Source organism: Rhizobium sp. CBN3, from assembly GCF_030518245.1.
In the GTDB taxonomy this organism is placed as follows: Bacteria; Pseudomonadota; Alphaproteobacteria; order Rhizobiales; family Rhizobiaceae; genus Rhizobium; species Rhizobium aethiopicum_A.
In genome coordinates, this window is the sequence record NZ_JAULSE010000003.1 from 97,582 (window position 1) to 120,239 (window position 22,658).

Annotated in this window: 21 protein-coding genes; 6 read left to right on the forward strand and 15 right to left on the reverse strand. The window is 61.9% G+C overall.

Features of this window, described 5'->3' with window-relative positions; all coding sequences use genetic code 11:
• Positions 1–69 precede the first annotated feature (69 nt).
• From QWJ46_RS05830 to bcsN, 5 genes are read right to left on the reverse strand one after another with little or no spacing between them, the layout of a single operon-like run.
• Positions 70–2,430, reverse strand: a complete 2,361-nt coding sequence (locus QWJ46_RS05830; protein ID WP_302749667.1) for a cellulose synthase — start codon at positions 2,428–2,430, stop codon at positions 70–72.
• On the reverse strand, positions 2,427–3,473 hold the full coding sequence (locus tag QWJ46_RS05835; protein ID WP_302749668.1) for a glycosyl hydrolase family 8: 1,047 nt from the start codon (positions 3,471–3,473) through the stop codon (positions 2,427–2,429). Before QWJ46_RS05835 ends, QWJ46_RS05830 begins: the two co-directional genes overlap by 4 nt.
• Positions 3,470–5,902 (reverse strand): cellulose biosynthesis cyclic di-GMP-binding regulatory protein BcsB, encoded by a 2,433-nt coding sequence (locus QWJ46_RS05840; protein ID WP_302749669.1) that lies wholly within the window; start codon positions 5,900–5,902, stop codon positions 3,470–3,472. Before QWJ46_RS05840 ends, QWJ46_RS05835 begins: the two co-directional genes overlap by 4 nt.
• Positions 5,899–8,091, reverse strand: a complete 2,193-nt coding sequence (gene bcsA, locus QWJ46_RS05845) for a UDP-forming cellulose synthase catalytic subunit (protein ID WP_302749671.1) — start codon at positions 8,089–8,091, stop codon at positions 5,899–5,901. Before bcsA ends, QWJ46_RS05840 begins: the two co-directional genes overlap by 4 nt.
• 53 nt (positions 8,092–8,144) lie before the next feature.
• Positions 8,145–9,125, reverse strand: coding sequence for a cellulose biosynthesis protein BcsN (bcsN, locus tag QWJ46_RS05850; protein ID WP_302750262.1), 981 nt, complete (start codon positions 9,123–9,125; stop codon positions 8,145–8,147).
• 315 nt (positions 9,126–9,440) lie between these two features.
• Here bcsN and QWJ46_RS05855 point away from each other — a divergent pair, with 315 nt between their 5' ends.
• The gene (locus tag QWJ46_RS05855; protein ID WP_184453060.1) at positions 9,441–9,755 is read left to right on the forward strand and encodes a DUF1236 domain-containing protein; all 315 of its coding nucleotides are present in this window, start codon (positions 9,441–9,443) and stop codon (positions 9,753–9,755) included.
• Between the two features lie 36 nt (positions 9,756–9,791).
• Here the strand turns inward: QWJ46_RS05855 and QWJ46_RS05860 are convergent, their stop codons facing one another.
• Positions 9,792–11,438: an ATP-binding protein gene (locus tag QWJ46_RS05860; RefSeq protein WP_184453062.1), complete on the reverse strand. Its 1,647-nt coding sequence runs from the start codon at positions 11,436–11,438 to the stop codon at positions 9,792–9,794.
• Between the two features lie 269 nt (positions 11,439–11,707).
• On the opposite strand from QWJ46_RS05860, the gene QWJ46_RS05865 reads away from it, so the two are divergent.
• A complete protein-coding gene (locus QWJ46_RS05865) occupies positions 11,708–12,055 on the forward strand; it encodes a response regulator (RefSeq protein ID WP_184453065.1) in 348 nt (115 codons plus the stop codon).
• Here the strand turns inward: QWJ46_RS05865 and QWJ46_RS05870 are convergent, their stop codons facing one another.
• The 6 genes from QWJ46_RS05870 to QWJ46_RS05895 form a co-directional block, all read right to left on the reverse strand.
• A complete protein-coding gene (locus tag QWJ46_RS05870) occupies positions 12,056–12,598 on the reverse strand; it encodes a MerR family transcriptional regulator (RefSeq protein ID WP_011424865.1) in 543 nt (180 codons plus the stop codon).
• 149 nt (positions 12,599–12,747) lie between these two features.
• Positions 12,748–13,086, reverse strand: coding sequence for an integration host factor subunit alpha (locus QWJ46_RS05875; protein ID WP_184453067.1), 339 nt, complete (start codon positions 13,084–13,086; stop codon positions 12,748–12,750).
• Between the two features lie 105 nt (positions 13,087–13,191).
• Positions 13,192–14,163 carry a beta-ketoacyl-ACP synthase III gene (locus QWJ46_RS05880; protein ID WP_064711301.1) on the reverse strand — a complete coding sequence of 324 codons (972 nt, stop codon included), beginning with the start codon at positions 14,161–14,163 and terminating at the stop codon, positions 13,192–13,194.
• Positions 14,164–14,183: 20 nt separating this feature from the next.
• A complete protein-coding gene (gene plsX / locus QWJ46_RS05885; RefSeq protein WP_184453069.1) occupies positions 14,184–15,230 on the reverse strand; it encodes a phosphate acyltransferase PlsX in 1,047 nt (348 codons plus the stop codon).
• Between the two features lie 99 nt (positions 15,231–15,329).
• Entirely contained in the window at positions 15,330–15,884 is a 555-nt protein-coding gene (locus QWJ46_RS05890) for a DUF177 domain-containing protein (RefSeq protein WP_184453071.1), read from the reverse strand.
• 11 nt (positions 15,885–15,895) lie between these two features.
• A complete protein-coding gene (locus tag QWJ46_RS05895) occupies positions 15,896–16,486 on the reverse strand; it encodes a ubiquinol-cytochrome C chaperone family protein (RefSeq protein ID WP_302749673.1) in 591 nt (196 codons plus the stop codon).
• 187 nt (positions 16,487–16,673) lie between these two features.
• Here QWJ46_RS05895 and QWJ46_RS05900 point away from each other — a divergent pair, with 187 nt between their 5' ends.
• Positions 16,674–17,207: an outer membrane protein assembly factor BamE gene (locus QWJ46_RS05900; protein WP_302749674.1), complete on the forward strand. Its 534-nt coding sequence runs from the start codon at positions 16,674–16,676 to the stop codon at positions 17,205–17,207.
• A 102-nt stretch (positions 17,208–17,309) separates the two neighbouring features.
• On the opposite strand, the gene QWJ46_RS05905 is transcribed toward QWJ46_RS05900, so the two are convergent.
• The 3 genes from QWJ46_RS05905 to QWJ46_RS05915 all read right to left on the reverse strand — a co-directional run bounded on the left by QWJ46_RS05905 (position 17,310) and on the right by QWJ46_RS05915 (position 20,586).
• Positions 17,310–19,448 (reverse strand): sodium-translocating pyrophosphatase, encoded by a 2,139-nt coding sequence (locus QWJ46_RS05905; RefSeq protein WP_184453078.1) that lies wholly within the window; start codon positions 19,446–19,448, stop codon positions 17,310–17,312.
• A 196-nt stretch (positions 19,449–19,644) separates the two neighbouring features.
• Positions 19,645–20,127, reverse strand: a complete 483-nt coding sequence (nusB, locus tag QWJ46_RS05910) for a transcription antitermination factor NusB (RefSeq protein WP_064706868.1) — start codon at positions 20,125–20,127, stop codon at positions 19,645–19,647.
• 3 nt (positions 20,128–20,130) lie between these two features.
• Positions 20,131–20,586 carry a 6,7-dimethyl-8-ribityllumazine synthase gene (locus QWJ46_RS05915; protein WP_011424856.1) on the reverse strand — a complete coding sequence of 152 codons (456 nt, stop codon included), beginning with the start codon at positions 20,584–20,586 and terminating at the stop codon, positions 20,131–20,133.
• A 345-nt stretch (positions 20,587–20,931) separates the two neighbouring features.
• Here QWJ46_RS05915 and QWJ46_RS05920 point away from each other — a divergent pair, with 345 nt between their 5' ends.
• The 3 genes from QWJ46_RS05920 (at position 20,932) to QWJ46_RS05930 (ending at position 22,504) form a co-directional block, all read left to right on the forward strand.
• Positions 20,932–21,291, forward strand: a complete 360-nt coding sequence (locus tag QWJ46_RS05920; protein WP_184453082.1) for a hypothetical protein — start codon at positions 20,932–20,934, stop codon at positions 21,289–21,291.
• 169 nt (positions 21,292–21,460) lie between these two features.
• On the forward strand, positions 21,461–21,964 hold the full coding sequence (locus QWJ46_RS05925; protein WP_302749681.1) for a cupin domain-containing protein: 504 nt from the start codon (positions 21,461–21,463) through the stop codon (positions 21,962–21,964).
• Positions 21,965–21,988: 24 nt separating this feature from the next.
• Positions 21,989–22,504, forward strand: a complete 516-nt coding sequence (locus tag QWJ46_RS05930) for a GNAT family N-acetyltransferase (protein ID WP_302749683.1) — start codon at positions 21,989–21,991, stop codon at positions 22,502–22,504.
• Positions 22,505–22,658: the final 154 nt, after the last annotated feature.

The window sequence follows — 22,658 nt, forward strand, 5'->3', positions numbered from 1 at the left end:
TCCTTGCGAGCGCGAGGCAGCGCGGCCTCTCCGGCAGGCGAGTAGCCGAGAGCGGCGACGGCGTCAACGTCAGTCGTTGACATCAGGATGCGTGACGTTGCGAACATCGGCCAGACCACGTGCGGCGTCGCGACTGCCGGTCGCAGCGGCGGCTTCGAAGATCCGCATCGCGTCATCGTACATTTTCAGATTGAGATAGCAGTAGCCGCGCAGAACCATCAGATCGATGCGCTCCTGCTGCAGCTGGGCGCGCTGGTCGAGATAGATGAGGGTTTCACGGTAACGCCCCGCGTCGAAGGCCGACAGGGCGCGATCGGCGAGGATCGCCACCTGCAGTTCGGCAGCGCGCTGGCGGCTCTGCGGCGCCTTGGTTGCCGCAACGGCGGCATTGCTGGAAAGACCGGCGCGCAGATAGGCGAGACTCTGACCATAGGCTGCATCTTCGCGGATCTTGCGGATCGGGCTCTGTAACGCCGTCTCGAAGGCCGAGACCGCCTCCATCGGCCGGTTGATATCCATCAGGCACCAGCCGCGCGACAGCGCCTCGCCCGGCCCGAGTCGTCCCGCGTCGATGGTCGTCGAGCAGCCCCGCGCCTGGCGCGGACCGCGCTCGACAGTCACCGAAGGCATCGCCGGCCTTGAGGCGCGGATGGCGACTTCCGGTTCCGGCTGCCGCACAGTCGGCGGCTCGGCCGGAAGCGGCGCCGTGGAAGCGGCCGGACGCTGCGGCGGCTCTACCGGCTGCTGCGGCGCGAGCGGCGCCTTTGCAGACTGCGTATCGGCGCTCGATGCCGGCAAGGAAGTGTCCTGAAGATTGGCGATTCGCGCCGACCGGCCGGCCCAGCCGCGCTGGAGGTCGAGGACGCCCTTGCGGTCGTTCAGCTGCTCACGCGTAACGGCAAGGCCGTAGGCGGACGGTTCGTCGTCCGGTTTCCAGGCAAGCGCGGTTTCGAACCAGCGCGCAGCGGTCTGAAACTGATTGAGAGAGCGGGCATACCAGCCGAACTGCTGCGCCGTCGGCACATATTTCCGGGTGATGACTTCGGCTGCGATCCGATGAAGCACGTCCTCGGTCAGATTGGCCGGCGGTTGCAGCGCCATCAGATTGGCGGTGGCGGCAAGATAGGTCGCGGTCGCATCATCGGAATCGGCGCGCCAGCGGAACATCACGTCCTCGGCTTCCTGAGGCGCCTTGCGGGCGATCAGCACCAGCGCCAGCCCCTGCGAGGCGGCGGCCGTATCCTCCCTGTCGCGGGCGGCACGAAACCACTTTTCGGCAACGGCAGGATTGTTGCGGCGAAGGTGGTGCCAGCCGAGCAGCAGCGCATCGGAGGCCAGTCCCTGGCTTTCGGCGAGCTTTTCGAGGTGAGCGATATAATTCGGCGCGATGGCGAGCTTCGGATCGTCATTGCTTTCAGCGACGAAGCGTCGGGCAAGATTGTCGCGGATTGCATCGAATTCCCTGCTACCATCGACAGCAGGCTTTTCCAGCGCCAGCAGCGCCTGCATCGGCTGGTAGTCAAGCAGCGTCGAGGCTTTTTCGACCGTCGCCTGCCGTTCGGCAGCGTCGGTGCAGTTCTTCAGGATATAGGCATAAGCATCCTGCCCGCGCTGCGCCCTCTCCGTCCGGATGAAGGCCTCGGCGACACGCCAGAGCACGTCGACCTCGCTGCAGGTGAGCAGGCTCGGCGTCGCGGCGGCGATATCGACCACGGTCGCATATTGCTTGAGATCCGAAGCGTTGATGAGGCGGGAGCGGGCCTCGGCGACACCAAGCCGCTCGAGCAGATCAGCCGGCGGCTGCCATCCGGCGTCGGCGGCCTGACGGTCGGCGATCGCTTTGCGCAACTCTGCATAGCGGCCATCGGAATAAAGCTTCCACATGGCCTCGAGCTGCTTGTCGCCATTTTGCGGCACGGCGAGTGGATCGGCCGGCGGAACCCAGTTTGGATAAAGCGCCTGAAGCCGGGAGATTTCGGCCTGCAGGCGGACTTTGTCGCCGCGGCTGGCAAAATAGCGAAGCGCGCTTTCATCGACGGCAGGCGGCGCGGGCGCCGCGGCCTTTTGAGGCGCCGGCCGGTCGGAAACGGTCGGCGGCGCGAGCGGGGCCGGCTCCGCAGCTGTCTGAGGCGCATCGCGTTGCGGTGCTGCCGGCTGCTCTGCAGCGGCATTCGGCTCATCGCTGCTCCGTGCCGGTGGCGGCGACGAAGTGATCGCTTCGATCCGGTCGGCGACGCTCTCGGCATTGAATTCGGGATTGCCCGCGGGAGCGTCGTCCGGCTTGATGCGGCCCATCATCAACAGTTCCGGCGCCGGCCTGTCTGCGGAGCCAAGGCTGAGCTTTTGCTGCAGGGCGGCACGATCCTTCAATCCGGTGACGAGGGTCGCTACCACGACTGCCGCTGACATCGCCACGAGAGAAGCTTTCACAGACACTCCGGATGCTTCTCCCCGATATAGGCCAGCCCCAGCAGTTGAAGCGTGGACGGATAATAGAGCGTGGGTGCGAATTGCAGAGCCGAGACCGGCAGCCTCGTCCCGTCGATTACACAGGCCACAACATCGTTAACAATTCTATAACCCGGGTCCGGCAACACGGTCTTCGGCCGGCCGGTGGTCAGATCGATCGTGGCCGGAATGCCATTCTGCGACATCCCCATTTTCAGGTGGTTCAAAAGCGCCTTGTCTGTGATGCCGCCGCGCGCGAGATAAAGCGGAATGCGAAGGGCATTGTAGGCAAATTCGGCGTCGAAACCCTCTGCTGGCCGAGGCGGACCGCTGAGACTGACCCATTCGGCAGGAAGCTTGCGCGGACCGAACTGCATCGTCTTCAACAGCGCCACGCCGTCGTCCGACAGCTTTTTCCAGGCATCGGAGGGAGCAAGCGCTGCCATGACGGGCATTGCCTCGTAAATCCAATAGGAAGGATTGACGACAGGGCCGTCGTCACGATCGGCAGCGCCAAAACCTTCGCTGCCCGGCATCAGCAGCGTCCGGCCCGCCGAGCGGACGACGGCTTTCGCAAGCAGCGCCTGCGCCATGCGGGAGGCGGCGAGGATATAGTCGTTGCGCTTCCATGCGGTGCCGGCAAGCGCCAGGGCATAGGCGATCAGTATGTCGCCATCCGTGGCATTATTGGTGTCGGACACGTGCGGCTTGACGTTGGGATCCCATTTCCAGACGGCCAAGCCATCGTCGCGCAACAGCAGCTCGGTACGGGTAAAATACCAGATCTGCTCGAAATCCGCGGGGCTCGCCGAGAGATAAGCGAGCAGCATGCCATAGCCCTGCCCTTCGCTATGGCTGATATTGCCGTTGCCGTTATCGATGATCCGGCCGGTCGCATCGAGAAATTTCGCCTTGTAGGCGGACCACGCATCGGCATTGATCATCGCCGGCTGCGCGGCGGCGGACGGGCTTGCAGGGGCGAATGCAGCCGTCGCCGCAAGCAGAAGCACGCGCCACCACCTCATTTGGACCGCCCCAGCGTTTTGAGCATGCGCGAGGTGGCGACGCCGATCAGCAACACGAAGACGACGAGCAGCGAAGCATAGGAGAGGATATTCGTCGACAACCAGTTGGCGGCGATCAAGCGGTAATTGGCGATCGACCAGGGCGTGGACGGGACGAAATCGAAGCGGGTGACGGGCACTGTATCGATCTTGCCGGTCTTGCTCGAATAGGTGGTGATATGGCCTGATATCTGCGGCCAGTTCAGCTGACCGGTCAGCACCTCGAGCCCTTCGCGCAGATCCTTTGCCGAGGGTGCCGCCACCACGGTCCAGGAACCCTCTCCCAGGGGGCTGGAGCCTTGCGCAACCATGAGCGTGTCGGCGTTGGAGGGAGTGAAGACCGTCTCGGCGCCGGGGATGAACTGCAGCGAACTGCGGGTGATGTCGAAATTGCGCCCCAGCCATTCACGGAAGGCGGTGATGCGGCTGCGCAAGATACCGCCGCTCACCTTGGAATTCCACTCCTCGAAGGCTGTGCCGGTATCGACGACGCCTGGCTGCGTGTCGGCCACCGGACGCCACGAGGCTTGGCTCGCCGTCGAGATGTTGGCTTGCGTCAGCGCGGTTGCCGGCATCTGCGAAATCGAGCCGATGAAGATGGCGTCCCGATCGCCGATTGTATTCGGTGACGCCACGGTTTCGACGGCGATCGGATGGCCGGCCATCACCGCCATCTGACCGAGCAGCGTAGCCGCGGCCGAAAGCGTATCGGCATCGACGCGATCGATGAACAGCGGCGTCGGTTCCGTCGCCCGGCCATAGGGATAGGCCGTGCCGGAAATGGCGGCCAGGTTGGGACGCTGCCCGACGCGGGCAAAATCCGGAATGTGCACTTCGGAGGTATCGAACAGGGCAAACCGGGGATTGGCGCCGGCGGTAGCACCTGGAGCGCAAGCGGCATCGTCCTTCGTCATCAGGATCGTCTCGATCCCAATCGTATTGAGGCCGGGTTTGAAGTGGCGCATCGTCACGCGGATCGGCAGATGACGGAGAATGCCGCCGGTCGTCGAAGTAAGCGGCACGGTGGAGGCGATGTTGTCGTTGACGTAAATATCGATATGGCTGCCGGGCAGCACGTTATCGGTATAGGCGGCATCGAGCAGCACCTTCGCCTCGCCATAGGCGTTGGCATAAAAATCGGCCGGCACGGCGACATTGAAGCTGGTGCGGAACCGCCGGCCGGAAAATTCCGTGGTCTTCACGCCGAGTTGCGAGAGGGCAATGCTGGTGTCGGAAAAGACCAGCGGCGCATTCGGCGCGCTCCAGCGCTCGGTGGTCAGCGCATCGCGGCGGACGTCCGCGGACCTGTCCGTTGGCGAAACGATCGTATCGATCGCCGAGGAGACGGCTTGCCAGGAGGGGCCGCTGATCAGAAGCACCGGCGAGCCGTTGCGCGGGTCGGTCACGAAAGCAGCGAGCGGTGCGCTTTCGGCCCCGGGCGGCAGGTCGGGAAAGAACGGCCGCAGTTCCGCGGCGGTCCCGACGAGCACACCGAGCTTGCCAGGACCGGCGGCCGGAAGCGAGGCGGTGCTGAAGGCGAATATCTGGTTCGGCATGCTGCTCAGCACCGACAAACCCTGTGCCAGCCGCAACAACGGCTTGGTCGTCCCCGGCTGCTCCAGCGCCGGGACGACGATATCGAACTCCGTCCTGCCGGTGCCATCGACGCCGATGGCGCGGATCGCGTCGGCACTCGAAAGCTCCGCGGCATTCCCGCCGGCAAAGCTCAGATAGGTTCCGGCCGGATCGATATTCGACCATAATTCATAGGTGGACTGGATGCTGCAGTCGGTGCGATGGCGCTGCTCTGCCTGGAAGGTCACAAGATTGGCGCCCGGCTGCAACAGGCCGGGGGGAACTTCGAAAGTGACGGCGGATGAGCCGTCCGCCGAGCTGACCCGCTGCTGACCGATCGGACGATTGTTGAGATAGACGGTCAGCGCGGAGGCTTCCGGCGCGACGACGATCGAATTCTGATAGGCGAAGGTGAAACTTGCCTTGGCGGCCGCCTGCTCGGGAGTCAGATAGACAGACCATGACCGGCGGTCATATTCGCCGCTGAGACTGAATTTCGAAAATGGCACGAGATAACGCCTGCTATCGCGGTGGCGCGGCTGCGAAGCGGCATTCGCCGCCGCGCCAGACTGAGGCGCCGGCGCTGCCGGCTGCGGCACAACAGTGATCGGCGCAGGAGCGGGCGCGGGCGTTACGGAAATGGGTGGCATGACAGGTACCGGCGCCGTCGCTGCGGGCGGAACGGGCGGCGTCAATCTCGGGGCGGTGGACGCGTCGGGCGGCCGCTCGCCGGACATGTCGAAGGGCGCCGTCTGCGCCTGGGTGACAGCGGGGGCATGCAACAGGAGAAGCGCGGCGGCGACGATCTTTCTCATCCGGCATTGACCTTTGCCGCCCGCTGCTGCGCCTCCCGCTCCGGCCGCATGCTGCGGAAGAGGTAAACCAGGCCGCGGCTGGTCTGATAGAGCGACAGGCCAAGAAACCAGATGGTGCCGCGGATGAGGCCCGGATTGCGGCGGCGCGATTCCTGGAACTGGGTCCACTGATCGGAATTGGCAAACATCAGATCGGCGATCAGGCGATGATCAAGCGCGCTTTTCGGCACGTATTGGCAGCCGACATTGCTGATATCGCCTGATGGCTCGATGTTGCGGACGATCAGCGGCAGGGTTTCCAGATCTGCGCCGCTATAGGGCCGGAAGCGCATCTCGCCGGGGGCGCCGACGAGCAACTCATCGAGATGCTTGTTGAAGATATGCAGCCTTGCGCCGTGGACGGAGACATCCTCAATCGAGGCCGCATACCACTTGCCGTTGGCGTAAAACTCGCAGCGCCGGTTGACGCGGACGCGGCGGGACAAAGCGCGCTCGCCACGTTCCGACACGACGCCGAGCGCGCAGCCGGCCATGATCAGGTTGATGATGTTCCACCCGCCGACGACAAGCGTGACGTCGGCCTTATAGGGCTCGGCATAAATCCTGTAGAAGGTGATGACGAGCGCAATGATCTGCACCGCAAAGATCACGAAGAAGGGACGGCTGATCTCAGACAGGCGGCTGACGGCGATCGATTCATCCTTGGCGGTAACCTTGAAGGTCGGCTTCCGCGGATTGAGCATGACCGAGACGACGGCCGGCAGCAGATGCACGGTCTGGACATATTCGTAAAGTTCGGAAATCCAGGGCCAGCGGAAGGATCCGTAGAGGTAGTTCTGCATCATCAGATTCACGAGCATATAGGCAAGCGTATAAGCAAGGAATTCGCCGCCGGAGGCCGTGAAGATTTCCAGGTCGAAGAACAGGTAGAAGAGCGGCGCAAACAGGAAGATCGTACGTGGGAACGGGAAGAGCCAGAAAAGCGTGGATGACATGTAGCACAGGCGCTGCGGGATCGACAGGCCGCGCTTCAGAAGCGGGAAGCGGAACCGCAGGATCTGCATCATGCCCTGCGCCCAGCGGCTGCGCTGGCCGATGAAGCTTGCGAAGGTGGCCGGCTGCAGCCCGGCGATCAGCGGCTTGTCGACATAGAGGCTGTTCCAGCCGCTGCCATGGAGAGCCAGCGCCGTCTCGCAATCCTCGGTAATGCTGATGCCGGAAAAGCCGTTCTGGGATTCGAGCGCCTTGCGGCTCAAGACTGCAGCCGAGCCGCAGAAAAAGGCGGCATTCCATTTGTCGAGGCCGCGCTGGATGATGCCGTAGAACATCTCATTCTCGCTCGGCATTTTTTCGAAAGTGCGCAGATTGCGTTCGAGGGGATCGGGATTGATGAAGAAATGCGGGGTCTGGACGAGAAAGAGCTTCGGGTCGTCTTCGAAGTAGCCGACTGTCTCGAGCAGGAAATCGCGAGCCGGCGCGTGGTCCGCGTCGAAGACGGCGATGAGTTCGCCGGTCGAATGTTTCATGCCGTTGTTGAGATTGCCGGCCTTGGCATGCTCGTTGCGGTCGCGCGTGAGATAAGTGACGTCGAGATCCTGGCAGAGCTGCTTCAGCTCGACATGGCGGGCCGCCGCCGCCTGAGCCTCAAGCAACTTGCCGGAATTGCGCTTCTGCAGGGTGCCGCCGTCGTCGAGCAGCCAGACATGCAGCTTGTCGGCCGGATAGTCCATCGCCTTGGCGGCAGCCAGCGTGTTTCCGAGAAGGCCGGCATCCTCGTTATAGGAAGGCACGAACACATCGACATGGGGCAAACGCCCGGGATTGGCGGCTCGCGATGGGCGCGACGGAAGCGGTGTCGCGACGATGAAAAGGCTGAGCGCCAGCATCGCGACGCTGTACATTTCGGCAAGATAGAGCAGCAAACCGGGAATGAAATTCTCAGGCTGGTTCAGCGGCGGCAGGGTGTTGGTGGTGCGCCAATAGACGTAGCGCAGCACGATCGACGTTCCGAAGGCAAGCGCCACCAGGCGCCATGTCCCCTCGCCCTTCAGAATCTTAATGAGCGCCATCACCGTGACGACCGCAGTGCTGGTGATGAGCTGGGTCTGCAGATTAACCGGCAGAGTGATCAGCACGATCATGCAGAGCGAAACAACGGCCCATATGAAGACACTGCGGGCTTTGCGCATCGACGTTCCTTCGAAATTGCGCCGGGGCACCGTCTGTTACCCCGGGGCATACTCTATCTCCGGCAGACGGCCCTCATAGCCGCGTCGCCTATGCAGTCCGGCGAGGGCACCGTGACGCCGATCGCTCTTGCCGATTGTTCCAGCGGCGCGGCGGCCGGATCCGGCGCAGCACTCGTCTGTGGCGCCTCGCTCGGCAGCGGCACTCGCGGGCCGATCGGCGTCGGCAAGGGTGCGGCGTCCTGCGCCGGTTGCTGCCTTGGGGCGCTGCGAACCGGAGCTGTCCGCGGCAGGCGGACTACGGCAGGCGCCGGCTCATAGCCGATCGGCATCGGGCTGGCGCGATATCCGCTCTCATCGGGATAGATCGGTTCACCGGTACGACCGAGCGCCGCGCTGGCTGGGGGCGGGTTACCGTACGGATTCCAGGTCGGGCCGTCGAAGGTGCCGGTGATGGTATAGCCGTAGACGATGCCGAGCAGCTGGCGCTCGGTGGCGCGGGCATCGCACAGGCGCAGGCGCAGCTGGATCATGCCGAAATTGCGGGCCTGGGTATTGGCGGCCGCGCTCGAGCGGATCTGCTGCCAGGCATAGATGCAGGTATCGCCGACGCGGCTGCGGCCGGAAGCATAGCCGAAGGGGCCATAGGCGTTCTGCAGGAAGGTCGCCGATGTCGCCATCGGCACGCCGGGAGCCGAACGGGCCACCTCGCGAGCAATGCCGCTCTCGTTGATCATGCTGAAGCTGGCATTGCCCATTCCCGGATTGGCCCCGGAAGCGCCGAAGAACTCGGCTTTCAGAAAATTCTGGCCGGGTACGGAAGATGAGGTGAACAGCGAGATCGTCTGCTCGACGCCATTGCCGCGCTTGCGCTCGACGACGTTGACAATCGACGGCCCGCCCGGCGGCGGCAGGACCAGCGCCTTTTCAGGCGCCACGGTCTCCGGTCCGGAAGGCTGTCGCACACCGCCTGTTGACGTGCAGCCGGCCATCAGACCCGCCACCGCCAGCAGCGATATCGTCTTCCCTAAGCGCATGCGCGAGCCGCCGTAATCGTCTTTCCAGATATCCATTCGCAGACCGAAACGCGACGGACCGTCGAATCAACGGCCACCCGGCCGTTCACCTGACATAAATCGCCGACATGGTTAACGAAGAGTAAAGAGCCCGACCCTGATGCCACCAGACGACTCGCGTTGAACGTGATTCATCAACCGTATGGTGCATAAACCGGTTTAGCAACAAACAATCGGCGCGCCGACCTCTGCCACGACATCAAGGCGGTAGTAGCGGAACTATGCGGTATGGCCGGCGTTGCCTTGATGTTCAGAGTTCAAAAAGGAGAACATCCCATGCGCAAGATCACGCTCGCTACGGTCGCCATGCTGACCATCTGCTCGGCCGCCTTTGCACAGAGCACGGTGGTTGTCACCGATCCCGCACCAACTGGTTCCGTCGTCCTGCCCGGCGAGGTGCGCACCTATGTCATGGAGCAAAACACGCCATCCGTCGTCTATGACGGCGAAATCACGGTCGGCGCGACGCTGCCGGATACAATTGAAGTCCATACCGTGCCCAATGTCGACGGCTATGCCTACACCGTCGTCAACGAGCGGCGCGTGATCGTCGAGCCGAAGACGCACCGCGTGATCCAGGTTCTCGAATAAGGGATTGGGGCTGGAGACGCATAGTCCTGCACGACTTCACGTCCCCTCATCTGCCGCGCTCACCGGCACGTTCAAGAGTTCACGGATCTTGTGGGCGAGTTGCTCCAGGCTGAATGGCTTGGCGAGCAGCGAGACGCCGTGGTCGAGCACGCCATTGTGTACGATGGCGTTGCGCGTGTAACCCGTGGTGTAAAGAATTCGGATCGCCGGCCATTTTTCTTGAACGGCATCAGCAAGCTGACGTCCGCTCATCTGCGGCATCACAATGTCGGTGAAGATCAGATCGACGTCGGGGTTCTCCTCCAAAAGGAGAAGCGCCTCCACGCCGCTTGCCGCCTGCAACACGCTGTAACCGAGTTCGTGGAGGCTTTCGGCGGTCATGGTGCGGACATGTTCATCGTCCTCCACAACCAGGATAGTATCGTTAACGCTTCCCTGAGGAATCGGCTGGGCGCCGACGGCGGCCAAGCGAGCATCCGCCTTGCCGACATGACGCGGCAGATAGATCTTCACCGTCGTTCCCCGGTCGATCTCCGAATAGATCTTGATGTGGCCGCCGCTCTGTTTGATGTAGCCGTAGACTTGGCTCAGCCCGAGACCGGTTCCCTTGCCGGGTCCTTTGGTGGTGTAAAACGGGTCGAAGGCTCGGTCGATTACATCGGCCGACATGCCGATGCCGGTGTCAGTGATGCTGATCATTACATACTGGCCCGCCTCGACCTCCGAATGCATGCGCGAATATCGCTCGTCAAGCTCGGTATTGGCGGTCTCGATCGTCAGATGACCGCCGCCGGGCATGGCGTCGCGCGCATTGACGGCAAGGTTCAGCATGGCGTTTTCGAGTTGGCTGAGATCGGCGAAAGTCGGCCAGAGGCCACCGGCAAGTACGGTCTCGATTCGGATATGTTCGCCGAGCGTGCGCCGCAGCAACTCCGACATGCCGCCGACCAGCTTGTTGACGTCGATCACCTCCGGGGCCAGCGGCTGCTGACGTGAGAAGGCGAGAAGACGTGCGGTCAATACCGCGGCTCGCTGGGCGCCGTCTCTGGCGTTCTGAAGGGAGTTCAGCAGGCGCGGATCCTCGTGTCCGGTCATCCGCCGCTGGGCGAGATCGAGATTGCCGATGATGATCGCCAACATATTGTTGAAATCATGGGCGACGCCGCCAGTGAGCTGACCGATCGTCTCCATCTTCTGCAACTGGCGCACCTGCGCCTGGGCGGCGGCGTTCTCTTCCATCTCATGCCTGAGTTCGGCAGTGCGCTGCACCACCGTTTCCTCAAGGCGCGCGTTGAAGCTGTTGAGTTCGCTGCGGAGTCGACTCTGCCTGCCCTGGGCGACAATAATCGTCTCCATCAGGCCGATGATGATCACGGCATTGATGAGAAAGGTCGCAAGGCCGATCCATTGACCGGCGCTCACCGGCCAGAAGGCATCGTGCGGCTCGACGAAAAACTGCTGGACGAGGAAACCGGCGAGCATGGCCGCTACGAAGCCCGGCCCGGCGCCGCCGATGAAACTTGCAAGCAAGATCGCCGGAAGGAAGCTCAGGAAAGGAAACCCGGAGAGATAATCGCTGGCGGCAAGTCTTAGAAGAAAGGTCAGACCGACGAAGGCAACGGCCAGCGGATAGGTATAGCCCGGCCTGTGACGCAGCCAATCCGTGGCACTCAACAAATCCATTCTACACCCCTTCTCGGCCGTCGCGGAAACGGCATCCCAGGTTTTGCACATCGAATTTCGCCGGGCAATATGCTGTTTCCAAAGCGCGACGCGATCTTTCAGATTCGCTTGCCGTACCTTGGATTTTTATGTTTACACACATCGGCGTCTCAAAACGGCTGCACTGTTTTGTGCGACAAGTTTTCCACCACTGCGCGTGGCATCTTGACGAGCTTCGCGAGCGGTCCACATAAATCTTCGTGCCCGGCAGGGGAATGGGGGACGGGATCATGAAAGACATATTCATCGTCGAGGACGATGCGCTGATCGCCATGTTGCTCGAGGACATGCTGAGCGATCTTGGCTATCGGGTTTGTGCGAGCGCGCCGGATCTGGAACGGGCGCTCGCAACGGCCAGGGACGCAGAATTCGATGCTGCAATCCTCGATGTTTCCCTCGCAGGCCGGAGCTCGCTGCCGGTCGCAAAGCTGCTTGACGAACGCGGCAAGCCCTATCTCTACGCAACGGGATATGGCAGCGCCCCGGAAGGCAGCAGCCCCAGCGCGCTCCCGGTGCTGCGAAAGCCGTTCCAGCTCAGCGAGCTCGAACAGGCGATGAAGCAGCTTTGCGGAACGTAATCAGCGAACCTGATCGAGCAGACGCTTGCATTCCAGGAGGTCGTAGAGCGCCTCCTGGAGCAGCGCCCTGTCTTCCTTGCCGACGCTCGATTTGCCGATCGAGACTTCCGGCTGCTCGTCGTCGCCGGCGACGAAATTGAAGAACCGGCGGGTGATCGGCGGCTTGGCCCGGCCGACAATCTGGTCCTCCTCGGCCATGCCGACACGTGGTTCCCCGGCGCCCGCCTCCTGCGCACCCGAGGCAAGCGCCTCGACACTGGCGAGATCGCCGTGGCCGACCGAGATGACGAACTTGTTGCCGTTGGTCTTCAGAAGCTTCTGCACGCCCTTGATCGTATAGCCGTGATCATAGAGCAAATGCCGGATGCCCTTGAGGAGGTCGACGTCCTCGGGCCGATAGTAACGACGGCCGCCGCCGCGCTTCATCGGCTTTATCTGGGGAAACCGTGTCTCCCAAAAGCGCAGCACATGCTGCGGCAGATCAAGATCGTCTGCGACTTCGCTGATGGTGCGAAAGGCATCGGGGCTCTTGTCCAACGTCATATGCTACGCAACCTCGCAGGCTCAATCCAACGGCGACTCACCATATTTCAAAGGTTTGGCGTCGACAATTCAAGTCATGTCTCGACGTTGCGCACAGGGGATCGGCCAGAGCGAGAAAAAACACCGCTCCGAGAGGAGGAAGTCCGATCTCAGAGAGCCGGATTCTGCGGCTTCAGCTTGATCTTGCGGGAGACATGCGCCTTAAGGATGCGCGTCTTCAGCACGTTCGAAGCCTTGAAGGTCATCACCCGGCGCGGAGAGATCGGAACCTCCTCGCCGGTCTTCGGATTGCGGCCGATCCGCTCGTTCTTATCGCGAACCTGGAAGGTGGCGAAGGAGGAAAGTTTGACGGTTTCACCGCGAACAATGGCGTTGCAGATTTCGTCGATGACAGTTTCCACAAGTTCAGCGGATTCGGTCCGGGATAGACCAACCTTGCGGAAAACGGATTCCGCCAGGTCTGCTCGCGTCACTGTTTTTCCGGTCATGGTTCCCCGCCCATTACAAAATATTTTTTGAAAGCGAACGAAGAGTATTTGTCTTGCGCCTCAGGGTCAAGCTCTTGTTCGCCGCCAGTTTTTTAGGATTCGCGCTTACCAGCGCAGCAAAACAGCGCCCCAGGTGAAGCCGCCACCCATCGCTTCGAGCATCACGAGGTCGCCCTTCTTAATGCGGCCGTCGCCGGCGGCGGTCGCAAGCGCGAGCGGGATCGAGGCGGCCGAGGTATTGCCATGCAGGTCGACGGTGACGACGACCTTGTCCGCATCGATGTTCAGCTTCTTCGCCGAACCGTCAATGATGCGTCGATTGGCCTGGTGCGGCACCAGCCAGTCGAGGTCTTCGGCAGTTGTTCCGGTCGAATCGAAAGCGGCCTGAATGACGTCGGTGATCATGCCTACGGCATATTTGAAGACTTCGCGGCCTTCCATTCGCAGCTTGCCGACGCTGCCCGTCGTCGACGGTCCGCCATCGACATAAAGCTTGTCCTTGTGCGAACCGTCGGAGCGCAGATGCGCGGTCAGCACGCCGCGATCGGCAGACGTGCCCTCACCTTCTGCCGCCTCGAGCACGATCGCGCCGGCGCCATCGCCGAAAAGCACACAGGTGGTGCGGTCGTTCCAGTCGAGAATGCGCGAAAAAGTCTCGGCACCGATGACGAGAACGCGCTTTGCAAGGCCGCCGCGAATATAGGCGTCGGCGGTCGTGACCGCATAGACGAAGCCGGTGCAGACGGCCTGGACGTCGAAGGCAAAACCGTGGCTCATGCCGAGACGGTTCTGGATGTTGACCGAGGTTGCCGGAAAGGTGTTGTCCGGCGTCGAGGTGGCACAGATGATAAGATCGATATCGGCGGGCGTCAGGCCGCCATTGGCAAGCGCCGCACGCGCGGCGGCTTCGCCGAGCGAGGCCGTCGTCTCGTCGTCGCCGGCCACGTAACGCTGGCGGATGCCGGTGCGCTGGACGATCCATTCGTCCGACGTATCGACGATGGCCTCCATATCACGATTGGTCATCACGCGCTTCGGAAGTGCGGCTCCGAATCCGCGAACCACTGAACGGATCATGTTCGATTGAACCCCATAGCTCATGCCGCTTCCGGGCCTATGGGAGGCAGCCGCTTGGCATGATATTTCTTAAGATCGTTTTCTATTTTCTGATTGAGGCCGTTCTTAGCCATGTCGTAGCCGACCTCAATGGCAGCAGCGATGCCTTCGGCATTGGCCCCGCCATGGCTCTTTATTACGATGCCGTTCAGCCCGAGAAACACGCCGCCATTGACCTTGCTCGGGTCGAGCTTCTCACGAAGCATATCGAAGGCGCTCTTGGCGAATAGATAGCCGATCCGGGCGAGCAGTGTGCGCGACATGGCGGCACGCAGATATTCGGCGATCTGCTTGGCGGTGCCTTCAGCGGTCTTGAGCGCGATATTGCCGGAGAAGCCTTCGGTGACGACGACGTCGACCGTGCCCTTGCCGAGGTCGTTACCCTCGACGAAACCGGAATATTCGAGCGAATCGATATTCGCCTCACGCAACAGCCGGCCGGCCTCCTTGACCTCTTCCTGGCCTTTCACCTCTTCGACACCAACGTTCAGAAGGCCGATCGTCGGGCGTTCGATCTCGAAAAGCGCGCGCGCCATGGCGCCGCCCATCAGCGCAAAATCCATCAGTTGCTGTGCATCGGCGCCGATCGTCGCACCGACATCGAGCACGATGCTCTCGCCCTTCATCGTCGGCCAGATCGCCGCGATCGCCGGGCGCTCGATGTTGGCCATCGTGCGAAGACAGAATTTCGCCATCGCCATCAGCGCGCCGGTGTTGCCGGCCGAGACGGCGACATCGGCATCGCCCGTCTTCACCGCCTCGATCGAGCGCCACATGGTGGAGACATAGCGGCCGCGGCGCAGCGCCTGGCTCGGCTTCTCTTCCATGCTGACAGCAAGCTCACAGTCGTGAAAGACCGATTTTTCCTTGAGTTTCGGGAACTTGGCGAGAAAGGGATCGCACTGTTCCTTAAGACCGTAGAAAACGAAGGAAATATCCGGATGCCGGTCCAGCGCCTTGGCGGCGCCGGGGATGACAACCTGGGGACCAAAGTCGCCACCCATGAGGTCGAGAGATATTCTGATCACGCGTCCCTGATCCTTCTTTTCGCCGAGGGGCGAAATTTCGGCCAAAATACCGGTTTTGGCGTCGCATACAACTGAATTATGTCAAATGCCAGAGGTGCTTCAGTCCTTTTTCCAGTCCTTGAGGACCGCGAAAGCGGAGGGCTTTTTGTCGTTTTCGCCGCTATCCTCGATATGGCCCTTGAACTCGACACCCTCCTTGCGGGGATAGGGATCGATCGCGAGCGCGGCGAATTCGGTAACCACCTCGCCGGCATCGATCGTGTCGCCGACAAAGGTCTCGGGCAGATCGGGACCATCGGGATCGAGCAGCATCTCGCCAGCGTCGTTGCCGGGCTGGCGGGCAAGCTTGGAACCCTCAGGCACGAAGATCTGCTCGAAACTTTCGTCGATCACGGCTTCGACCGGTTCCAGCGTCACGACGCAGGACTGGACGATCTTCGCCTGTACGCGGCCCTTGACACGCACGCCGTCGCGCTTCCAGCGGGCGATCTGCAGATCGGCGCTGAGATCGTCGACGGAGACGACGCTCCAGGCCTCGGCAAGCGCCTTCAACTCGCTGGCATCGGCCTCGATATGAACCTCGACGGGATTGGCCGAGATGTGGCCGACCTTGACGTGATAGGAGAAGGGAACATCGTCCCGATCGTTCTTCATCGTTTCCTCATTCAGGCGACCGGCGGCAGCGTTGCCGAACCGCTGGCGATCAGATCTTCCGGAACGGCGGACAGATGAGATTCTGCGGCCATCATCCAGCTGGCCAGGCCGGACATATCGGCCGGTGTCTCGGTTTCCGGGTAGATATTGCGCGCTAATGCAAGAGCCAGCGCTTCGGCATCACCGGCGTCCATCGCCTTCGAATAGGTTTCGAGCCGGCCGTAGAACATGCCGGCGAGCTTCTTCATGCGTTTCGGCACGCTGTTGTCGCCGATGCCGAGCTCGCGGATCGAATAGTCGATGTCCTGAAAGAAGGCATCGACGATCTCCTGGGCAATCTCCTGGCCGCTGACGGCCGAGGCGCGCGTGCGGCGAAAAAACAGAATCATCACGATCGACAGCATTTCGAAGCGGCCCATGACCGTATCCGGTACATTGAGCCGCTCGTAGAGATCGGGCATCCGCGCGGCTGCGGTCAGCGCCGCATATTGCCTGTCGACGATCACCTGATTGTTGTTTTTCTTGCGGAAGAGCCCGAGGATCATTGTTTTTTCCGGAAATGCCTCATTCTTCACGCCGGCTGGCATCCGGCCTTGTTGCATGATTTCGAAAGCTGGTTTACCGAAGCAGGCGCGAATTGCAATGCCGTTCGTGGCCAGCTTCGGGACGACGCCTTCGAGGCGCCAGCGAAGCGAATTCGGGAAACTCGACCCGGAATGGCCACAATGGTTTTGCAGGAGGAAAGCGTGCAAGGCCCAAAATGGCTGCTATCGACACCCAAGGGAGTAGATGTCGTTGAAGAAACGGTATTTCAAGTCTGACATGAAACTCTTCAGCAGCGCGGCCATTGCCTTCATAATCGCCTCCACATCAGCTCTTTCAGGCTGCCAGACCGGCACCGTGCTCAACGGCGGCTATGTCGTCGATCAGCAGTCGCTCAATCTCGTTCCGGAAGGTTCCAGCCGCGAACAGGTCCTGCTTTCGCTCGGCACGCCATCGACGACGGCGACCTTCGACGGCGAGGTCTTCTATTATATTTCGCAGCGGCGCACGCGCGCCGTCGCCTTCCAGAAGCTGAAGGTCGTCGACCAGACCGTTCTGGCCATCTATTTCGACAAGGACGGCGTCGTCACCCGCCGCGCCAACTACACACTCCAGGACGGCAAGGTCTTCGATACCATCGCGCGCGTCACGCCGACCGGCGGCAAGGAACTCACCTTCCTGCAGCAGATGCTCTCCGGCGGCAGCGCAGCAAGTGCTGCCCGAAGCCTGTTCGGCGGCGGCGCCGGCGGCACACCGCAGAATCCGAGCAGCCTGCGCTGATCGGACATGCCTTCAACGAAAAACCCGCCGGAGCGATCCGGCGGGTTTTTCAATGGGCGCATTTTGGCGCCGCGGCGGCCCGCGGCGCTTTTGCGATCTGCATCAACCCGCGAGAACGGCGAGCAACAGCAGCGCGACGATGTTGGTGATCTTGATCGCCGGGTTGACGGCGGGGCCGGCGGTATCCTTGTAGGGATCGCCGACGGTATCACCGGTGACGGAGGCCTTGTGCGCATCCGAGCCCTTCATGTGACGCACGCCGTCCTTGTCGACGAAACCATCCTCGAAGCTCTTCTTGGCATTGTCCCAGGCGCCCCCGCCCGAGGTCATCGAGATGGCGACGAAGAGGCCGTTGATGATGACGCCGAGCAGCGATGCACCGAGGGCGGCAAAGGCCGAGGCCTTGGAGCCGGAGATCAGAAGCACGCCGAAATAGACGACGATGGGGGCAAGCACCGGCAGCAGCGAAGGTACGATCATCTCGCGGATGGCGGCCTTGGTCAGCAGGTCGACGGCCTTGCCGTAATCCGGCTTTTCTGTGCCCTGCATGATACCGGGCTTCATCTTGAACTGCCGGCGAACCTCCTCGACGATCGAACCGGCGGCGCGGCCGACGGCTGTCATGGCGATGCCGCCGAACAGATAGGGAATCAGGCCGCCGAAAAGCAGGCCCGCGACGACGTAAGGGTTCGACAGCTCGAAGGAGATCGTGCCGATATTGGCGAAGTAGGGATATTGGTCGCCGTGGGCCGCAAAATATTGCAGGTCGTTGGCGTAGGCGGCAAAGAGCACCAGCGCGCCGAGACCGGCAGAACCGATCGCGTAACCCTTGGTGACCGCTTTGGTGGTGTTGCCGACGGCGTCGAGCGCGTCAGTCGACTTGCGCACTTCCGGCGGCAGATGCGACATTTCGGCGATGCCGCCGGCATTGTCGGTAACTGGGCCGAAAGCATCCAGCGCAACGATCATGCCGGCAAGACCGAGCATGGCGGTGACGGCGATGCCGGTGCCGAAGAGGCCGCCGAGCTGATAGGTGGCGAGAATGCCGCCGACGATGACGATGGCCGGCAGGGCGGTCGATTCCAGCGAGACCGCAAGGCCCTGGATGACGTTGGTGCCGTGACCGGTCACCGAAGACTGGGCGATCGAAACGACGGGGCGTTTGCCGGTGCCGGTATAATATTCGGTGATAACTACGATCAAGGCGGTGACGACGAGGCCGACGAGACCGCAGACGAAGAGGTTCGTACCGGTGACGTCGGCGCCGGCGACCGTGCCAAGCGAGCCCCAGCCGACGGTCAGCGAGGTGGCGGCGCCGAGACCGACAATCGACAGCAGGCCGGTGACGATGAGACCCTTGTACAGCGCACCCATGATCGAGCCGTTCGAGCCGAGCTTGACGAAGAAGGTGCCGATGATCGAGGTGATGATGCAGGCGCCGCAGATCGCCAGCGGATAGATCATCGCAGACTGGAGGATCGGCGCGCCAGCAAAGAAGATCGCTGCGAGGACCATGGTGGCGACAACGGAGACCGCATAGGTTTCGAAAAGGTCGGCGGCCATGCCGGCGCAGTCGCCGACATTGTCGCCGACATTATCGGCGATCGTCGCCGGGTTGCGCGGATCGTCTTCGGGGATACCGGCCTCCACCTTGCCGACGAGGTCACCGCCGACATCGGCGCCTTTGGTGAAGATGCCGCCGCCGAGACGGGCGAAGATCGAGATCAGCGAGGCGCCGAAGCCGAGCGCCACCAGCGCGTCGATGACTTCGCGCGAGCCGGTCTCATGTCCGAGCCCGACGGTCAATATCGTATAATAGATGGAGACACCGAGCAGCGCGAGGCCCGCCACCAGCATGCCGGTGATCGCGCCAGACTTGAAGGCGATGTCGAGGCCGGCGGAAAGGCTGGCGGACGCCGCCTGGGCGGTGCGCACGTTGGCGCGGACGGAGACGTGCATGCCGATGAAACCGGCAGCACCGGACAGTACGGCGCCGATCAGGAAACCGATGGCGGCGGTGGCGGAGAGAAGCAGCCAGGCTGCGATGAAAACAACGACGCCGACAAGCGCAATGGTTCTATACTGACGTGTCAGGTAGGCTTGGGCGCCCTCGCGGATATAGCCCGCGATCTCCTGCATCCGGCTATTGCCCTGATCAGCGGCAAGCACCGACCGGGTCGCCCAGGCGGCATAGACCACCGAGAGCAGACCGCATGCGATTACGCACAAAAGAATGGTCATTTCGCTCTTTCCTCCCATAGGCCGGAGCTCACTCCTTCTCCGGCAGATACGCCGCCGACTCGCCTTCCTCTCCACAGAAATGCACAGCTAAGCGGTGCGGAGATTGCGTGGTCGATCACGTGGCGTCAAGCCCGCAAAGGCCGAAAACCATTGCGGTACGAAGAAAGACGTAGGGAGATTGTCGGCGGATAAAGAGTTACTTCTTCGCCTCACCGCGGACCTGCTTGGCGATGCGGTCGAGCACGGCATTGACGAGCTTCGGCTCGTCGTCATCGAAAAAGGCCCGAGCGATCTCGACATATTCGGTGACGATGACCGCCACCGGGACGTCTTTGCGATCGAGGAGTTCGAAAACGCCGGCACGCAGGATGGCGCGCACCGTGCTATCGAGGCGCGACAGCGCCCAATCATCCTGCAGCGCTGCAGCAATCAGCGGATCGAGACGGACCTGATCACGCACGACGCCGGAGACGATGGAGCGGAACCAGGCGGCATCGGCCTTCAGATAGGTCGCGCCGTCGAGTTCCTGGCCGAGGCGGTGCGCCTCGTATTCGGCGACGATTTCCAGAACGCCGGTGCCACCGACATCCATCTGATAAAGCGCCTGAACGGCCGCCAGGCGGGCAGCGCCCCGCTGGTTCGCAGTCTTGACCGGCCGTTCCGTCTTGTCGTCGTTCATTCGTTATGCACCCAGTTTCTGCTTCAGCGCGATCATCGTCAGCGCCGCACGAGCGGCAAACCCGCCCTTGTCCTTGTCCGAACGGCGGGCGCGCGCCCAAGCCTGTTCGTCATTTTCCACGGTCAGAATGCCGTTGCCGATGGCAAGGGATTCGCTGACCGCTAGATCCATCAGAGCGCGCGAGGATTCGTTCGATACGATATCGAAATGATAGGTCTCGCCGCGAATGACCATGCCGAGAGCGACATAGCCGTCATAATGCGTGCCGCCATTGTCGTCCCCATCGAGCGCCATGGCAATCGCTGCCGGAATTTCCAACGCGCCGGGAACGGTGACGACCTCATAGGTGGCGCCGGCTTGCTCGAGGGCAAAGGTCGCGCCTTCGAGCAGTGCGTCGGCCATGTCGTCATAGAAGCGGGCCTCGACGATCAAAATATGGGGAGCGGTCTCTCTCGACATTGTTTACCTTCGGTTGGCGGCACTTTTTCCACTCGACAGCCCGCGGTCAAAACATGCCTTCATCGGAATGGCAAGCACTTTCGGCCGGTGCCGCAACTGCGAAAGAGGAAATATCGACAAGGGGATAGCCGCACCATCCTTGCCGAGCCGGCCACGCCCTCGAAATCCGCTTTTCCGGAAGCGCCGAAAACGGCAATTCGAAGGCCGTTTTCATGAAGAATTTTTAATGCGTTTTCAGTCACTTAACCCATTGAATCGCGAAAGCGGCAGCGCCAATTCCATCTCGTGACGCAGACGATCCCCTGCACGACAGCCGACCGTCAAAGCAGATGAAAGGATTAAATCATGAACCGCGTTGTCACAATCACCATCGCCGCAGCCCTCTCCTCCCTCGCATTTGCCGGCGTCAGCCGGGCCGAGAGCTTCGGAATGAACTCCGCCCAGGGCATAGAGCAGACGCTCAGGACCTTCCGGGGCAATGACTTCAATGTCGAGCAGGTCCGCAACTGGCACAATCTCGACGACGAGACGACAGGTCCGCGCTCGGCCCCGGAACGCTCCGGCCAGGCCATACGCGGCATCCAGGCCTCGATCGATGCCAACAGATCGCTTGCCCACCGTCTGAACAATGAGGGCGTCGATGTCCGCAACATCGTCAATGCCGAACAGGCGGCGGACGGAAGCGTGACCTTCTACGTCCGCTGAGGTCACGACAACAACAGAGCGTCCGGCGCATCCATCCGAAGCGCGGCGCTCGAAGCATGGGCGGCGTTCTCCTCTCCGCCCATGCCGAGGATTTTCCCGGGTCAGCGCGCGATCGCCATTGAATTTTCCGGCAAGATGATAGCTTCTCTTCCTGCAACAGGAGGACATCATGGCGGCGGAATCGAAAGCAGTCATCAATATCGCTGATCTCAAGCTCGACCACTGGAAACAGGGTGAGTTCTACGAAGGCGCCGACGTCTCGTTCGGCGCGCAGCTCGGCCTTGCGGGCCTCGGCATCAGCTACAATGAGGTGCCATCCGGCAAATCGAGCTGCCCCTTCCACAATCACCACGTCGAAGACGAGCTGTTCTACGTGATCGCAGGCACCGGCGAATACCGTTTCGGCAGCGAGCGCCATCCGGTCCGGGCGGGCGACGTGCTCGGCGCACCTGCGGGCGGGCCGGAAACGGCGCATCAGCTTATCAATACCGGCACAGCCACGCTCGTCTATCTCGGCATTTCGACGATGGCGAAAACCGAGATCGTCGAATATCCCGATTCCGGAAAGTTCCTTGCCAAGACCAACAGGGACGCGACAGAAACCGAGCGCTTCCGCCATATCGGAAGAACCAAAGGCGATCTCGACTATTGGGACGGGGAGCCCGGCGCCTGAACGCGACTTCCACAAGGACTCATCGTGATCGACATACCCACCTTAGAAACGGAGCGGCTGACGCTTCGCCCTCACCGCCTCGCCGATTTCGAGGCGCTTGCGGCGCTATGGGCGGACGAAAATGTCGTTCGCTTCATTACCGGTGCGCCGTCGACGCGCGAGCAAAGCTGGAGCCGCATGCTGCGCATTGCTGGCATGTGGCATCATATGGGCTTCGGCTTTCTTGCGATCGTGGAAAGGGAAAGCGGCAGGTTCATTGGCGAAGCTGGTTTCCTCGAAGCCCGGCGCGATATGGAACCGTCGATCGAAGGAACGATGGAGATCGGCTGGGCGCTGATGCCCGCAGCCCACGGCCGCGGTTATGCCACAGAGGCGCTGACCGCTCTGATCGGCTGGGCGGAAGCGCATTTTCCGGGAAAGCCGATGAGCTGCATCATCAGTCCCGAGAACCACGCCTCGCTGCGGGTCGCAGCCAAACTCGGTTTCCGCGAGACCACGCGCACGCAATACAACGGCGAGATCATTCAGTTTTCGCGTTAGGGAATTCCCTCCAGCGGGCAACTAAGCGCAGGGTCGTCCACCGCACAGGCCCGATGCTCGCGGAACGCAGAGTTGCGAATGCCCGAGAGCGTGCCACCTTTCTCCAGCAATCATTTGTCTATCGGCCGAGATCCGCGGCGTGATTTTGCTGCCT